14 protein-coding genes are annotated in these 14,851 nt (G+C 70.2%); 6 read left to right on the top strand and 8 right to left on the bottom strand.

The genetic code is table 11. The features are described 5' to 3' along the window. Positions 1-230 precede the first annotated feature (230 nt). From ACQPWZ_RS28810 to ACQPWZ_RS28785, 6 genes are all read right to left on the bottom strand, one after another. Positions 231-1,607, bottom strand: a complete 1,377-nt coding sequence (locus tag ACQPWZ_RS28810) for an 8-oxoguanine deaminase (RefSeq protein WP_383246008.1) — start codon at positions 1,605-1,607, stop codon at positions 231-233. Positions 1,608-1,919: 312 nt separating this feature from the next. Further along, positions 1,920-2,843 (bottom strand): factor-independent urate hydroxylase, encoded by a 924-nt coding sequence (gene pucL / locus ACQPWZ_RS28805; RefSeq protein ID WP_433572750.1) that lies wholly within the window; start codon positions 2,841-2,843, stop codon positions 1,920-1,922. A gap of 5 nt (positions 2,844-2,848) precedes the next feature. After that, positions 2,849-3,253, bottom strand: coding sequence for a hydroxyisourate hydrolase (gene uraH, locus ACQPWZ_RS28800; protein WP_433572749.1), 405 nt, complete (start codon positions 3,251-3,253; stop codon positions 2,849-2,851). A 3-nt stretch (positions 3,254-3,256) separates the two neighbouring features. Then, on the bottom strand, positions 3,257-3,763 hold the full coding sequence (gene uraD, locus ACQPWZ_RS28795) for a 2-oxo-4-hydroxy-4-carboxy-5-ureidoimidazoline decarboxylase (RefSeq protein WP_340476192.1): 507 nt from the start codon (positions 3,761-3,763) through the stop codon (positions 3,257-3,259). Between the two features lie 176 nt (positions 3,764-3,939). Next, the gene (locus ACQPWZ_RS28790) at positions 3,940-4,317 is read right to left on the bottom strand and encodes a helix-turn-helix domain-containing protein (RefSeq protein WP_433572748.1); all 378 of its coding nucleotides are present in this window, start codon (positions 4,315-4,317) and stop codon (positions 3,940-3,942) included. After that, complete coding sequence (locus ACQPWZ_RS28785) at positions 4,314-4,565, bottom strand: thiamine-binding protein (protein WP_328862136.1); 252 nt, start codon at positions 4,563-4,565, stop codon at positions 4,314-4,316. Before ACQPWZ_RS28785 ends, ACQPWZ_RS28790 begins: the two co-directional genes overlap by 4 nt. Positions 4,566-4,689: 124 nt before the next feature. Between ACQPWZ_RS28785 and ACQPWZ_RS28780 the strand changes: the two genes are divergently transcribed. The 4 genes from ACQPWZ_RS28780 to ACQPWZ_RS28765 all read left to right on the top strand — a co-directional run bounded on the left by ACQPWZ_RS28780 (position 4,690) and on the right by ACQPWZ_RS28765 (position 9,447). Continuing rightward, positions 4,690-5,550 (top strand): TIM barrel protein, encoded by an 861-nt coding sequence (locus tag ACQPWZ_RS28780; protein ID WP_313943338.1) that lies wholly within the window; start codon positions 4,690-4,692, stop codon positions 5,548-5,550. A 38-nt stretch (positions 5,551-5,588) separates the two neighbouring features. Then, positions 5,589-6,503, top strand: coding sequence for a 2-hydroxy-3-oxopropionate reductase (locus ACQPWZ_RS28775; protein ID WP_433572747.1), 915 nt, complete (start codon positions 5,589-5,591; stop codon positions 6,501-6,503). Positions 6,504-6,706: 203 nt separating this feature from the next. Further along, positions 6,707-8,164, top strand: coding sequence for a catalase (locus tag ACQPWZ_RS28770; protein WP_433572746.1), 1,458 nt, complete (start codon positions 6,707-6,709; stop codon positions 8,162-8,164). Between the two features lie 374 nt (positions 8,165-8,538). Next, a complete protein-coding gene (locus ACQPWZ_RS28765) occupies positions 8,539-9,447 on the top strand; it encodes a hypothetical protein (protein ID WP_433572745.1) in 909 nt (302 codons plus the stop codon). Here the strand turns inward: ACQPWZ_RS28765 and ACQPWZ_RS28760 are convergent. Continuing rightward, positions 9,360-10,691 (bottom strand): MFS transporter, encoded by a 1,332-nt coding sequence (locus tag ACQPWZ_RS28760; RefSeq protein WP_433572744.1) that lies wholly within the window; start codon positions 10,689-10,691, stop codon positions 9,360-9,362. The two genes, ACQPWZ_RS28765 and ACQPWZ_RS28760, sit on opposite strands and share 88 nt — an antisense overlap. 99 nt (positions 10,692-10,790) lie before the next feature. On the opposite strand from ACQPWZ_RS28760, the gene ACQPWZ_RS28755 reads away from it, so the two are divergent. Next, the gene (locus ACQPWZ_RS28755; protein WP_356702452.1) at positions 10,791-11,876 is read left to right on the top strand and encodes a helix-turn-helix domain-containing protein; all 1,086 of its coding nucleotides are present in this window, start codon (positions 10,791-10,793) and stop codon (positions 11,874-11,876) included. A gap of 216 nt (positions 11,877-12,092) precedes the next feature. Here the strand turns inward: ACQPWZ_RS28755 and gcl are convergent, their stop codons facing one another. Then, on the bottom strand, positions 12,093-13,871 hold the full coding sequence (gene gcl / locus ACQPWZ_RS28750; protein ID WP_340476185.1) for a glyoxylate carboligase: 1,779 nt from the start codon (positions 13,869-13,871) through the stop codon (positions 12,093-12,095). Positions 13,872-14,072: 201 nt separating this feature from the next. Here gcl and ACQPWZ_RS28745 point away from each other — a divergent pair, with 201 nt between their 5' ends. After that, positions 14,073-14,792: a hypothetical protein gene (locus ACQPWZ_RS28745; protein WP_433572743.1), complete on the top strand. Its 720-nt coding sequence runs from the start codon at positions 14,073-14,075 to the stop codon at positions 14,790-14,792. Positions 14,793-14,851: the final 59 nt, after the last annotated feature.

Genomic DNA, 14,851 nt, shown 5'->3' with positions numbered 1-14,851 from the left:
GTCGGTTCCTCCGGTCGGGTACACGTCGGCGGTGACGCGGGTGTCAGGGAGGTGGTGCGAAGTGGTGCAGCGGTGAGCCCGGTGCTTCGGGGGTGTGAAGACACGAGTCACCGTCCCGGGAGGCGCGGCACCGATATGCGGTGCCGCACCCCCCGGTCACGGCTGCCATGGACCCCGCTCGGGTCCACGGCTTCCGGTCGAGGGCCGTCCCCCTCGACCGGACGCTTGGGTCAGTCCTGCGCGGCGATCCGCGCCAGGCGCTGTGCCTCGTCCCGCGCGGAGCGGGCGATGGCGTCCTCGTCCACCGTGGTCAGGTGGTTGTCCTCGACGACGGTCTTGCCGTTCACGAGGGAGAGGGATACGGGGGCTGCCGCGCCGAACACGAGCGCGATCACCGGGTCGGCGATGGAGGAGTGGGCGAGCGTGTCCAGCTTCCACAGCACGAGGTCGGCGAGCTTGCCGGCCTCCAGCGAGCCGATCTGCTCGGCGCGGCCGAGGACCTGGGCACCGCCGTACGTGCCGAGGCGCAGGGCCTGACGCGCGTTCAGGGCGGCCTCGCGGTGCGGGCCGAGGCGGTTGACGAGCAGCGCGTTGCGCAGCTCGGTGTGGAGTTCGCCCGACTCGTTGGAGGCGGTGCCGTCGACGCCGAGACCGACGGGGACGCCCGCCTTCAGCATGTCGGGGACCCGGGCGATGCCGGCGCCGAGCCGTGCGTTGGAGGACGGGCAGTGCGCGACGCCCGTGCCCGTACGGCCGAAGGCGGCGATGTCCGAGTCGTTCATGTGGACGCAGTGGGCCATCCACACGTCCTGGCCGAGCCAGCCGGTCGACTCGAAGTAGTCGGTGGGGCCCATCCCGAAGAGTTCCTTGCAGAACTCCTCCTCCTCGACGGTCTCCGAGCCGTGCGTGTGCAGCCGTACGTTCTTGCGGCGTGCCAGCTCGGCGCCCTGCCGCAGCAGTTCGGTGGAGACGGAGAAGGGGGAGCACGGCGCGACGGCGACCTGCGTCATCGCGTCGAAGGAGGCGTCGTGGTGCTTGTCGATGGTCTCCTCGGTGGCGGCGAGCGCACCCTCGAGGGACTCGACGGCGAAGTCCGGCGGCAGTCCGCCGGCGGACTTGCCACGGTCCATGGAACCGCGGGCGAGCGTGAAGCGGACACCCATCTCGCTCGCCGCGCCGATGATCGCGCCGGACAGGTCACCGGTGCCCCGCGGGTAGACGTAGTGGTGGTCCATGGCGGTGGTGACTCCGCCGCGGGCCATCATGGCGAGGGAGCCCTGGGCGGCCGCGCGGGCCATCGGCTCGTCGATCCGCGCCCACGTCGGGTACAGCGCCACCAGCCAGTTGAACAGGTTGTGGTCGGTGGCGAGGCCCCGGGTGATCCACTGGTAGAAGTGGTGGTGCGTGTTGATCAGACCGGGCGTGGCGAGATGGCCGGTGCCGTCGATGCGGCGGACCACGTTCTCCAGTCCGGCGGGGGCCTGTCCGGCGCCCACCGACTCGATCCGGTTGTCGGCGACGACGATGTACCCGGACGCGTACTCGGTGTCGTCCGCGTCCACGGTCGCGATGGCACAGTTCTCGATGACGATGCGCGAAGCCGCCATGGCGGTTCCTCGTTCTTCCCATTGATGGAACGGGCCCGGGGGTCGAGCGGGGTGACGACCGGGTCCGCGGTTCTGTTGTTGCGCAGATGCCCCCGCTCTCCCCCTGGGACCTGGGGGTGTCTCTTCGGATCCTGCCGGGTTCGCGTGCCCCGGTGCGGCACCTCGCTGCGTTGTCGTCAGTCGCCGACGCTCCGCGTCGGCTCCTTCCTCCGCCTTGCGATGCACCGCACCGGACCCCGCTCACTGATCCGGCTCGATCCGAAGAGACACCCCCCAACGCCGGCGCACGCGTCGGGGGTTCAAGCGGTTCGTCTACAGGTTGGTCATGTCGACCGGGATCCGCGGCTCCACGCCGTCCCGCAGGATCGTGGCCTCGATCAGGCCGTACGGACGATCTGCCGCAAAATACACCTCATTGTCGTTCTTCAGCCCGAACGGCTCGAGGTCCACGAGGAAGTGATGGTTGTTCGGCAGCGAGAAGCGGATCTCGTCGATCTCGCTGCGGCTGTTGATCACCCGCGAACCCATCTGGTACAGGGTCTGCTGGAGCGAGAGGGAGTACGTCTCGGCGAAGGCCTGCAGGATGTGCTTCTTGGCCTGCTCGTACGACTTCTCCCAGTTGGGCATCCGGTCGTCGTCGCTGGTCCAGTTGTGGCGCCAGACCGAGGAGACGTCGGTGCACAGGATGCGGTCGTACGCCTCCTTGAGCGTCGTGTACTTGTCCTTGACGTAGCCCCAGAACTCCGAGTTGGTGGAGTTCATGACGGTGAGGTCCTTCAGACCGGACAGGACCTCCCAGCTCTCACCGTCGTAGGTGATCTGAGCGGTGCGCAGTTCCTGGCCCTTGCGGGCGAAGGAGTGCCGTACCTCGTCGGAGCCGATGAACTTGGAGTTGGCGTCCGAGGTGGCGATGCGCTCCCAGGAGTACTCCTCGATACGGATGCGCGCCCGGTGGATCGGCTCCTGGGAGGTCACGAAGTGACGGGCCAGGTGGATGCCGAACTGCTCGGCGGACTCGATGCCGTGCTCCTTGGCGAACGCGTACACCGTGTTCTTGGTGGTGTCGGTCGGCAGGACGTTGGCGTTGGAGCCGGAGTAGTGGACGTCGTCCATGTCGCCGGAGAGGGCGACCGAGACGTTCAGGTCCTTGATGTGGTGGGTGTCGCCGTCCCGCGTGATCTTGACGACGCGGTTCTCTGCTTTGCCGTACTGGTTCTGGCCGAGAATCGTGGGCATGTCTGCTAGCTCCCTCGGTAAACGGAGTAGCCGAACGGGTTGAGCAGCAGCGGTACGTGGTAGTGCTCGCCCGGTACGACGGCGAAGGTGATCGCCACCTCCGGGAAGAACGCACCGCTGTCCCTTACGCGGGGGGCGTCCTGCTGCGCCTCGGCTTGCTGGTTGGCGTTGTTCCTGCGTGAGAAGTACGCCTCGGTCTCGAAGTCGAGACGTACATGGGTGGTGCCCTCCGGCAGCGCCGGCAGGTCCTTGCACCGCCCGTCGGCGTCGGTGGCGGAGCCGCCGAGCGCGGTCCACTCCGTGCCGGGGCCCGGGCGGGCCGACAGCGCGATGGCGACGCCCTCGGCGGGGCGGCCGATGCTGGTGTCCAGGATGTGGGTGGACACGGAAGCGGTGGTCTCGGTGCTCACAGGTCACTCTCCTTCTACGAGTCGGGCCAGCCGGATCCTGTTGATCTTGACGAGCTCTCCGCGGGCGATCTCCCGCTCCTTCTCGTCGGAGTTCTGGATCCGGACCCTGACCGCGTCCCGCATCTGCTCACCGGTGGCGCCGGTGGCGCAGATCAGGAAGACGTGACCGAACTTCTCCTGGTAGGCCAGGTTCAGTTCGAGCAGTTCGGCCTTCAGTTCCTCGGAAGCGCCGGCCATCCCCCGCTGTTCGCGGGCGGAGGTCGGGTCGCCCGGCTTCGGCCGGCCGATCGGCGGGTGTCCCGCCATCGCCTCGGCCAGATCCGCGGCTGTCAGCTCGGCCATCGCGGCGTCACTGGCGGTGCAGAGGGCCTCGGCGGTGGCGTAGGGACGCTGCGCGAGCAGCTTGTTTCCCCAGGCCGAACTGGCGCACACCTCGTGGAGCGCGGCAGTCGCGTCGCTCTCCGCCGATGTGTTGAACCGGGCGAGGCCCGGCGTCGAGTTCGAAGTCACGGGAGCCTCCGTGGCTGTTTTTCGCTGTGCATTGGACGGGGCTGCGGACAGCTAACGCCCTCCGGCAACATAACGTCAACACTTTGTTGAAAACTCGGTGACACGCGAGCCGCCGCCCGGAGATCGCCGCCACGGGCCGTGACCGCGAGCGATCACAGGGTGAAGGGGGGCCGTACTCACTCGCTCTTGGTGCCGTTTTCGCGGTTCAGATAGTTGTAGACGGTGAAGCGGCTGACGCCGAGCGCCCCGGCCACCGTCTCGACACCGTGTCGCACCGAGAAGGCGCCGCGAGCCTCCAGGGAGCGCACGACCAGCTGCTTCGTCCTGCGGTCCAGGGCGGACAGCGGCATGCCGTGACGGCGCTCCAGGGCGGCCAGGATGTGATCGAGGGAGTCGGAGAGCTGCGGCAGCCGAACCGCTATGACGTCCTCGCCCTCCCAGGCGAGCACCACGTCGTCCGGGCTCGCCTGCCCGGGCTCGACCATCTCCGCGCCCATGGCATCGACGAGCGGCTTGACCGCGCGGGCGAGGGGGTGCTCCGAGGGGCCGGTCACTTCTCGCCCTCCCCGACCACGTTGATCTGGAGCGAGACCCGGGTGGCGCCGGCCTCCAGGGAGCGGCGCACGAGCGCGTCGACCGCGGTGAGCACGGCGTCGGCATCACCCTCGGCCGTGTTGCCGAACGGCCCCACGTCGACGGCGTCGAGTTCGGCCGACTGGACGACCTCACGGGCCACCACGGCATGGGCGGGCGCCTCGTCCAGGTCGAAGGGCTCGGTCGTGAACTCCACTCTCAATCGCACGCGCACAACCTAACGCGAGAGAGGCGAAATCGGAGATGGCCCCTTGACAAGTTCGACGAACCGACTGCAATCTTCCGTTAAGCAGAAACTGACTTCCGCCATACGGAAGGAGCACCCACCCCTCATGGCCCCCTCTTCCACGGACAAGCACGGCACCGACCAGCGCTTCGATGTGAACCTTTCGATCCTCTTCACGGAACTCCCGCTCCTGGAGCGCCCCGCGGCAGCCGCCGCGGCGGGCTTCACGGCGGTCGAGCTGTGGTGGCCCTGGATCGAGACCCCCACCCCGGCGCAGGCCGAGCTCGACGCCCTCAAGAAGGCGCTCGACGACGCGGGCACCCAGCTGGTGGGGCTGAACTTCTACGCCGGGCAGCTGCCGGGCCCCGACCGCGGCGCGCTCTCCGTGCCCGGCAAGGAGTCCGACCGCTTCCGCGCCAACATCGAGGTGGCTGCCGACTTCGCCGCCTCGGTGGGCTGCAAGGCGCTCAACGCCCTCTACGGCAACCGTGTCGAGGACGTGAACCCGCAGATCCAGGACACCCTGGCCCTGGAGAACCTGGTGCTGGCCGCCCGCGCGGCCGACCGCATCGGGGCGATCCTGCTCGTCGAGACCCTCAACAAGCCGGAGTCCCCGCTCTACCCGCTGGTGAGCGCCCCGGCCGCGATCGAGGTCATCGACCGGGTCAACGCGGCGACCGGCCTCGGGAACGCCAAGTTCCTGCTCGACATCTACCACCTGTCGATGAACGGCGAGGACGTCAGCCAGGTCATCGCGGCCTACGCCGACAAGACCGGCCACGTGCAGATCGCCGACAACCCCGGCCGCGGCGCCCCGGGCACCGGCTCGCTCCCGCTGGAGCAGCTCCTCGAAGAGCTGACGAAGGCCGGATACGAGGGCTGGGTGGGCCTGGAGTACAAGGCCGGCGACCGCCCGAGCGCCGAGTCCTTCGACTGGCTCCCGGCCGAGGCGCGCGCGGCGCGCTGAACTCGCAGACGTACGGAAGTTTTCAGGAAGGCACCCTCATGAGCAATCTCGCAGACTCCTCCCGATCCACCCGCCCGACGATCGCGTGGATCGGTCTCGGCATCATGGGCTCCCCCATGTCCGAGAACCTGCTGAAGGCCGGCTACTCCGTCACCGGCTTCACGCTGGAGCAGGACAAGCTCGACCGGCTCGCCGCGGCCGGCGGCGCCGTGGCGTCCTCGATCGCCGAGGCCGTCAGGGACGCCGACGTGGTCATCACGATGGTGCCGGCGTCCCCGCAGGTCGAGGCCATCGCGTACGGTCCGGACGGCATCCTGGAGAACGCCCGGTCCGGCGCGCTGATCATCGACATGTCGTCGATCACCCCGCAGACCTCGGTCGACCTGGCGAAGGCCGCCGCCGAGAAGGGCCTGCGCGTCCTCGACGCCCCGGTCTCCGGCGGCGAGGCCGGCGCGATCGAGGCCGTGCTGTCCATCATGGTCGGCGGCGAGCAGAGCGACTTCGACACCGCTCTGCCGATCCTCGAAGCCCTCGGCAAGACCATCGTGCTGTGCGGCCCCCACGGCTCCGGCCAGACGGTGAAGGCCGCCAACCAGCTGATCGTCGCCGTGAACATCCAGGCGTGCGCCGAGGCCGTGGTCTTCCTGGAGAAGTCCGGCGTGAACCTCCAGGCCGCGCTCGACGTGCTCAACGGCGGCCTCGCCGGCTCCACCGTGCTGACCCGCAAGAAGGACAACTTCCTGAACCGGGACTTCAAGCCCGGCTTCCGGATCGACCTGCACCACAAGGACATGGGCATCGTCACCGACGCCGCCCGCAATGTCGGTGCCGCGCTCCCCGTCGGCGCCGTGGTCGCCCAACTGGTCGCCTCCCTGCGCACGCAGGGCGACGGCGGCCTGGACCACTCGGCCCTGCTGCGCGCCGTCGAGCGGCTCTCCGGCCAGCAGGTCTGAGCAACCGGCCCTCGCTCGGGGCCCCTTGATTTCCGGGCGGCGTCGGCGCTGACACCTGTCCTGTCGCGCCCAGGCGCCGGCGCCGTCCGGAACACCACACTTCGTTTTCAACAAACTGTTGACGCTGCCTCCGGGGCGAAATTACGCTCCTCGCACCGCCGGCCACCTCAACAGCTTCAGTACGGAAGGTCAGACCCGCCACCATGACGCAGCGTGTGCTTACGACCGAGTCAGGCGCCCCGGTCGCCGACAACCAGAACTCCGCCACCGCCGGCGTCGGTGGCCCGCTCCTCCTCCAGGACCAGCACCTCCTGGAGAAGCTCGCCCGCTTCAACCGCGAGCGGATCCCGGAGCGCGTGGTGCACGCCCGCGGCTCCGGCGCACACGGCTACTTCGAGGTCACCGACGACGTCACCGGCTTCACCAAGGCGGACTTCCTCTCCGCGGTGGGCAAGCGCACCGAGACCTTCATCCGCTTCTCCACCGTCGCCGACTCGCTCGGCGGCGCGGACGCGGTCCGCGACCCGCGCGGCTTCGCCCTGAAGTTCTACACCGAAGAGGGCAACTACGACCTCGTCGGCAACAACACCCCGGTGTTCTTCATCAAGGACCCGATCAAGTTCCCCGACTTCATCCACTCCCAGAAGCGCGACCCCTTCACGGGCAAGCAGGAGCCGGACAACGTCTGGGACTTCTGGGCGCACTCCCCCGAGTCCACCCACCAGATCACCTGGCTGATGGGCGACCGCGGCATCCCCGCCTCGTACCGCCATATGAACGGCTACGGCTCACACACCTACCAGTGGACCAACGCCGAGGGCGACGCCTTCTTCGTCAAGTACCACTTCAAGACCAACCAGGGCATCCGCTGCCTCTCCTCGGAGCAGGCCGCCGAAGTCGTCGGCTCGGACGCCAACTCGCACCAGACCGACCTGCTCCAGGCCATCGAACGCGGCGTCAACCCGTCCTGGACGCTGTACGTGCAGGTCATGTCGGCGGCCGAAGCGGCCGACTACCGCTTCAACCCGTTCGACCTCACCAAGGTCTGGCCGCACGCCGACCACCCGCTCCAGCGCGTCGGCCGGCTGGTGCTCGACCGCAACCCCGAGAACGTCTTCGCCGAGGTCGAGCAGGCGGCGTTCTCCCCCAACAACTTCGTTCCCGGCATCGGCCCCTCGCCGGACAAGATGCTCCAGGGCCGGCTGTTCGCCTACGCGGACGCACACCGCTACCGCCTCGGCGTCAACCACACCCTGCTGCCGGTGAACGCCCCCAAGGCGACGACGGCACAGAACTACGGCCGCGACGGCATCATGGCCACCCGCAACGGCTCGCGCCACGAGAAGAACTATGAGCCCAACTCGTACGCGGGACCGGCGCAGAGCGACGGTGCCCAGTCCGCACCGCTCGCCGTCCAGGGCTGGACGGGCACCCACGCGGCCCCCGCCCACGTCAAGGACGACGACTTCTTCCAGGCCGGCGAGCTGTTCCGGCTGATGTCCGAGGACGAGAAGCAGCGCCTCGTCGCGAACATCGCCGGCGGTCTGTCCCAGGTCGGCCGTGACGATGTCATCGAGAAGAACCTCGCCCACTTCCACGCCGCCGACGCCGACTACGGCAAGCGCGTCGAGGAAGCGGTCCGCGCCCTGCGCGAGGACTGAGGGCACGACTGCGCCCAGGATCTGACGGGAGGTCATGTCCTGGGCGCCGAGCCCGCACGGCGGACCCGAATGAGGGGTGGTCCGCGGAGCGGGTGAAGGCGAGGACCGCGGCGGTCGTGCGATGCCAGTGCGGTGGTGAAGGCTCCGGAAGCCGCTTCTTGACCAGAAGGAGGCGGCCTCCCGGGACCAATCGCCGCCGCCGCGGTCCCAGCCAGACCACAGACTCCGTCCGGCGGTGCGAATGTCCTGTCGCGCCAGCCTCGCTCCGTCGGGCGGCACCACATACGTGAGGGCGTGGAGTACGGACGGTCCCGTACTCCACGCCCTCACCTCATTTCTCGGCGTACACCCCGGCCGTACGCGACAATCACCCCATGCCCACGTCGACATTCGCCGCGGTCAACGCCCTCGACGGGCTTCTCGACGAGCTCGGCGTCGGCGCGGCACGCCGACGGCAGCTCGACATGGTCCGCGGCGAGATGGACCGGGCGCTCGCCCGCGGCGCACTGCCCGTCGGCGCACGGCGCAGCCTGCGACGCCTCCTCGAAGAGGACGCCATCACCCCGTATCTGCGCCTCGCCGAATCCGGTGCTCTGCGGGCCCGCCGCGTCGCGGGCGGCCTCCCGCCCACCTCCGGGCCGACGAACGAGATCCGCCGCCGGTGCATCGACCTGCTGCGCGAGGCCCACGGCATGCCCGCCCCACAACTGGCAGGCGGCGAGGTCGCGTTGCGCCCCGTCCCGCGGCAGGCGACGCTCTCGGCGCTGCGCCGGCAGCTCGACAGGTACCTCGGCGGCGCCATGTCCCCCGCGCAGACCCGGCTGACGGCCGTCCTCTGCGTGGAGCTGGACACCGCCGCACGCAGCGGCGAGTTGACCGGACAGCGCCTGACCCATCTGGCGGACGGCAACGCCGCCGTCTACATCGAGCGGCACCCCCAGGGCGGGGCCGTCGTCGGCGCGGAGCCGGGTGAGTGGATCGACACCTCACCGCTGACCCGCGCTGCCCTGGAGAGATGGCTGCCGCTGCGCGCGGAACTCGTCCGGCGCACCCACGGCACCAGCAAGCTCTGGGTCTCGCTGTGGATGAACCACGACGGGATCCTCGACGAGGACGGCCGTACCGTACTGCGCCCCGCCGGCATGCCCCTGGAGGAGAACGGCCTCATCACCTCCTACCGCGTCGGCCGTTTGCGCTACGACGGCCTGCGCCCGCTGCTTCCCCTCAAGCTGGAGGCCCTGCGCCGGGCGATCGCCGCGGAACGGGAGCGCACCGCCGCATAGGGGCCGGGGCACACCGGAGCGACGCCGCCGCCGCGGACCTGTCGGCCCGGGTCGGTGGCTGACGGAGCGACGGCGGAGGCGGAGAGGAGCGTCGCACCGGCCAGGGTGCCCCAGAGCGCGGCCGGGCCCTGGGGTGCGAGAGCGGTGATGACCGCCGGGGAGACAGCCAGACCGAAGCCCGTGGAGAGCTCGAAGCGGGCGAGCGTGCGTCCGAGGACATGCGCCGGAGCGAGAGCGGTGGCGAGCGCGGTCGCGCTGCCGGCATAGAGGATCTCGCCGAGGGTGCAGACCACGGACACCGCCGCGACGGCCGGGGCGCCCCAACCGGGTACCAGCGACATCGCCGCCAGGAAGCCGAGGTAGGACGCGGCGAGGACCACCCCCGCGAGAGCCAGCACGGTCCGCCGGGGGAAGCGGGACATCAGGACGGTGAGCGGTACCTGGAGGGTGACCACCAGCACCGTGTTGGCCACGAAGATCGCTGCCGACCACACCGGGGACGCGTGCAACTGGGTCACCAGGACCAGCGGGAGCGCGATTTCGGGGACATTGAGGCAGAAGGCGTACACCACGTTGGCCGCAAGCAGCGCCCCCATCCGGGGCGGCGGCCCGTCGTCACCGCCCTCGGGCGGGGCGGCGGCCGGATCGGCGTGCAGTCGGACCGACCACGCCAGGGCCGCCGCGGTGAGATACGCCAGCCCGGTTATGGCGGCCAGCGCCTGCAAGGCGGTGGCGCCGCCCGCCAGGCATGCGGTGGCGAGGAGCGCGCCCACACCCATACCGGCGTTGCGCAGGGCGCGGCCCGCCGCGAGAGCGGTGTCGCGTTGCCGGCCGTGGGCGACCGTGGCCACAAGAGCCGCGTGGGCGGCCGGCCATGCCTGGTTGCCGATGCCGAGGAGGAGCGCCGCCGCCGCGAACGGCCAGACGTACCCGGCCGGAGTGGCCAGCAGCAGCACAACACCCAGCACGCGCACCAGCATCGACGCCGCCACGACCGTGCTGCGCGCGCCCCGGTCCAGCCATCGGCCGACCGCGGGCATGCACCCCAGGCCCACGACGACACCCGCCGTCATGGCGATGCCGGTGGCGGGCGCGGACAGCCTCAGCACCATCACCCCGTAGAGCAGCAGAAAGGGCCGCAGCAGGCCGGTGCCGAGTGCGTCCACGACCAGCGCGACGGCATAGCGGGGGCCTCCCGTGGCACGGACGAGGGCCCGGGGCTGGATCTTGGTGGTGGTTGTCATGGCGTCAACGGTGCGTTCGGCCACCGGGCTTGCTGCGTCGGTTGACGGACTACGTCAACCGACACCGTCGCCGGCCGCCCGGTCGGTGATGATGAGGCGATGACGTTGAGGATCGACATCAGCGGCCTGCCGTCCGAGCGACTGCGGTTCGCCGCCTCCCCGCTGGCCGAGCTGACCGCGATGCTGCACGTGCTGGCCGAACCCGGGCATCATCCGCAGTTCGCCGGCTGGGCAGGCGACGTCTGGGCCGGGCTGCGTCCGGAGTCGGCCGAGCGGCTCAGGGAGGCCGAGTTCCTCTGGCGTTCCTCACAAGCAGACTTCCTGCTCCCCGCCCGACCTCGGCCGACCCTCGCCGAGGAGTTGGACGACGTGGACCGCATCGACGACGAGACGTATGTGACCGCCGCGCTCGTTACCACGTGCGGCAGCAGCCGGGTCCATTTCGCCGCGCCGTCGCCGCTCACCGACGCGACGGCGCGCGAGCGGGCCCTGGACCTCGCCCAGGCCCGCGGCGCGCTGCAAGAGGCTTTCGCGGAACGGCTGCTCGCGGACCCGGCCGCTGTGCGGGCGCGGGTGCGTCACACCCTCGAACAGTGCGCCGAGGCCTTCTTCGACGCCGCCTGGGCGGGCGTCGCCGTGCAGCTCGCCACCGACCTGCGCGTGAAGAACGACCTGCTGAAGCGCCACGGCATCGGGCCGGCACTCGCATCCGTCTCCGCCGCAGTCACCCTGGCACCGGACGGCGACTGCATCATCGTGGACAAGGTGCAGGACAAGGCGACCGCCGCTCATGGCACCGGAGTCACCTTCATCCCGAGTGTCTTCGGCCGCCCGCACCTGGTGGCGGTCCACGCGCCCGGGTGGCAGCCGGTGGTGCAGTACCCCGTGGCCGAGCCGACTCCATCGGAGCCGGTATCACTGGAAACGGTCACGCTCCGGCTGGAGGCGCTCGCCCATCCGGTACGGCTGCGGCTGCTGCGCACCCTGGCCCGCGGCCCGCACACCACCAGCGAACTGGCCCACGCCTGGGAACTCTCACGCCCGGAGGTCTCCCGCCACCTCGCCGTCCTGCGCCGCGCGGGCCTGCTCACGGCCCAGCGGGACGGCCGGTACGTCCGTCACACCCTCAAACCGGCCGAACTGACCGCGCTGGGCTCCGACCTGCTGGCGGCCGTCCTGCGCTGACTGCGCCGGAACGCCGGCCCCCGCCCCGTCCTTGCGGCACGGTCCGGCTTCTGTCGGCTGCCGGGCAGCCGACCACCGGAAGAGGGCCAAGGGGCTTGTTATCGGATGATCAGATGGGGGAGGCGTCCCGACAGCACCCCGGAAAACCCCGGAAAAGGGAAACGGTCCCCGCCCCGGGGTCAGGACCGGGGCGGGGACCGTTGGTGCGGGGAGGGATCAGACCTTCAGGGGCTTGATGGACGTGGGAGCGTGGCCCGGCTCGGTGGCCAGGTCCTCCCACTCGTTCACGCCGTCGATCTGGACACCCATCGAGATGTTGGTGACGCGCTCCAGGATCGCCTCGACGACCACCGGCACCCGGTACTCGGCCGCCAGCTTCTTGGCCTCCTCGAAGGCCGGCAGCAGCTGGTCCGGCTCGGTGACGCGGATGGCCTTGCAGCCGAGGCCCTCGACGACCTTGACGTGGTCGACGCCGTAGACGCCCAGCTCCGGGGAGTTGATGTTCTCGAACTCCAGGTTGACCTGGAAGTTGATGTCCAGGTTGCGCTGCGCCTGGCGGATCAGGCCCAGGTAGGCGTTGTTGACCAGGACGTGGACGTACGGGATCCGGTGCTGCGCGCCGACCGCCAGCTCCTCCAGCATGAACTGGAAGTCGTAGTCGCCGGACAGCGCGACCACCGGGGTCTCCGGGTCGGCGGTGGCGACACCCAGCGCGGCCGGGATCGTCCAGCCGAGCGGGCCCGCCTGGCCGCAGTTGATCCAGTGGCGCGGCTTGTAGACGTGCAGCATCTGCGCGCCGGCGATCTGGGAGAGGCCGATGGTGGTGACGTAGCGCGTCTCCGGGCCGAAGGCCTTGTTCATCTCCTCGTACACGCGCTGCGGCTTCATGGGCACGTTGTCGAAGTGCGTACGGCGCTGCAGCGTGGCCTTGCGCTCCTGCGCGGAGGCGGCCCACTCGCTGCGGTCGGGCAGCCTGCCCTCGGCCTTGAGCTCCTTGGCGACCTCGACGAACAGCTCCAGCGCGGCGCGGGCGTCGGAGACGATGCCGTAGTCGGGCGCGAAGATCTTGCCGATCTGGGTGGGCTCGATGTCGACGTGGACGAACGTGCGGTCCTTGGTGTACACGTCGAGGCCGCCGGTGTGGCGGTTGGCCCAGCGGTTGCCGATGCCGATGACGAAGTCCGACTCCAGGAACGTCGCGTTGCCGTAGCGGTGCGAGGTCTGGAGTCCGACCATGCCGGCGTTCAGCTCGTGGTCGTCGGCGATGGTGCCCCAGCCCATCAGGGTCGGGATGACGGGCGTGCCGGTCAGCTCGGCGAACTCCACGAGCAGGTCGGACGCGTCGGCGTTGATGATGCCGCCGCCGGCGACGATCAGCGGCCGCTCGGAGGCCAGCAGGAGGGACAGCGCCTTCTCGATCTGCGGGCGGCTCGCGAACGGCTTGTAGACCGGCAGCGGTGTGTACGTCTCCGGGTCGAACTCGATCTCGGTCAGCTGGACGTCGATCGGCAGGTCGATGAGGACCGGGCCGGGACGGCCGGAACGCATCAGATGGAAGGCCTGCTGGAAGACGCCGGGGACCTGCGCGGCCTCCAGGACGGTGGTCGCCGCCTTGGTCACCGGCTTGGCGATCGACGCGATGTCGACGGCCTGGAAGTCCTCCTTGTGGATCACCGCGGTCGGCGCCTGGCCGGTGATGCACAGGATCGGGATCGAGTCGCCGATCGCGGAGTAGAGGCCGGTGATCATGTCGGTGCCGGCAGGGCCGGACGTACCGATGCAGACACCGATGTTGCCCGGGTTGGCCCGCGTGTAGCCCTCCGCCATGTGGGAGGCGCCCTCGACATGGCGGGCGAGCGTGTGGTCGATGCCGCCGCCCTGCTGGAGGGCCTTGTAGAAGGGATTGATCGCCGCGCCGGGCACGCCGAACGCGTTGGTGACGCCTTCGCGCTTGAGGATCTCAACTGCCGCTCGGGCAGCGGTCATACGAGGCATGGGTGCTCCTGCTTCGGCCTGGCGGATCCCGGCTCCTCGCGCCCCTCAGAGCCAGATTCCGTAATGCGGAAGAATAGTTCTGCTATATGGAAGCAATGTAGGCGGCGGGCCTGACGTCGTCAAGGGATGCCCGAAGTCCCTCCCCAAGGCCGCGCTCTTGATGGACGATGGACGGCAGCAGGACAGACCAAGGGGGAAGTGATGGCCGAGCCGGTCCCGGTGCGCTGCCCGTGCTGCCGCCGCGACCATTTGTTCGCCTCACCGGTGTATCCGTGCGCGTGCGGCGCGCCGCTCGCACCGCCGCTGGTGCGCGCCGCCCCGCCGGAACGCATCACGCACCGCACCTGGACCGACGACTGGGTGACCGTCCGCTGCACGGAGTGCGGGCGGCAGGACCAGTGGCCGCAGCCGGAGCTCGGCTGCCCCTGCGGCACCGTGCTGCGCATTCCGGTGCGCCCGGTGAGCACCCCCGTCCCGGCCGGCCGCTCCTTCCCGGCGCCGGCCGCGCACATACCACTGCCCCGCACGGCGACGGTGCCGCGGCCCTCGTTCCGCCCGGTCACCATCCGTACGGCGCGCGACGCGGTGACGGCTGCGACGCGCTATCTCCAGTGGCTGGGGTTCCGCGATGTGGTCCAGCCGGACACCCGGCCCGCGTCCGGCACGGATCTGCGCGCCCAGGGCCTGATCGCCCGGGTCGATCCGTCGACGCGGCCCGCCACCCTGCGCGATGTCGAGTGTCTGTGGCTGAGCGGTATGAGCGCCTCGGCCTCGACCGTCTTCTTCTCGCTCGCGGGCTACGAGAACGACGCCAGATCCCGGGCGGACGGCGTGGGCGTCCCGCTGTTCGTCATGGACCTCACGGGCAGTCCGCAGCCGGTCAACGGCCCGGCGGACGCGCTGGTCTCCACCGGCGCGTAGGCCCGCGGGTCGTGGACCGCGCGGCCCCGCGGCCCGGCGCCCGCGCCGGAAGCCCCCCA

The sequence above is a fragment of the Streptomyces sp. CA-251247 genome (genome assembly GCF_050952975.1).
GTDB classification, from domain to species: domain Bacteria; phylum Actinomycetota; class Actinomycetes; order Streptomycetales; family Streptomycetaceae; genus Streptomyces; species Streptomyces achmelvichensis.
Note: the sequence above shows the minus strand (reverse complement) of the source record. Positions and strands in the feature narration are given on the sequence as shown.

Bases quoted from the DNA above. Each gene is read 5' to 3' on its own strand.
- ACQPWZ_RS28810 (WP_383246008.1), bottom strand. From the start codon at position 1,607: ATGGCGGCTTCGCGCATCGTCATCGAGAACTGTGCCATCGCGACCGTG.
- pucL (WP_433572750.1), bottom strand. From the start codon at position 2,843: ATGCCCACGATTCTCGGCCAGAACCAGTACGGCAAAGCAGAGAACCGC.
- ACQPWZ_RS28780 (WP_313943338.1), top strand. From the start codon at position 4,690: ATGGCCCCCTCTTCCACGGACAAGCACGGCACCGACCAGCGCTTCGAT.
- ACQPWZ_RS28775 (WP_433572747.1), top strand. From the start codon at position 5,589: ATGAGCAATCTCGCAGACTCCTCCCGATCCACCCGCCCGACGATCGCG.
- ACQPWZ_RS28770 (WP_433572746.1), top strand. From the start codon at position 6,707: ATGACGCAGCGTGTGCTTACGACCGAGTCAGGCGCCCCGGTCGCCGAC.
- ACQPWZ_RS28765 (WP_433572745.1), top strand. From the start codon at position 8,539: ATGCCCACGTCGACATTCGCCGCGGTCAACGCCCTCGACGGGCTTCTC.
- ACQPWZ_RS28760 (WP_433572744.1), bottom strand. From the start codon at position 10,691: ATGACAACCACCACCAAGATCCAGCCCCGGGCCCTCGTCCGTGCCACG.
- ACQPWZ_RS28755 (WP_356702452.1), top strand. From the start codon at position 10,791: ATGACGTTGAGGATCGACATCAGCGGCCTGCCGTCCGAGCGACTGCGG.
- gcl (WP_340476185.1), bottom strand. From the start codon at position 13,871: ATGCCTCGTATGACCGCTGCCCGAGCGGCAGTTGAGATCCTCAAGCGC.
- ACQPWZ_RS28745 (WP_433572743.1), top strand. From the start codon at position 14,073: ATGGCCGAGCCGGTCCCGGTGCGCTGCCCGTGCTGCCGCCGCGACCAT.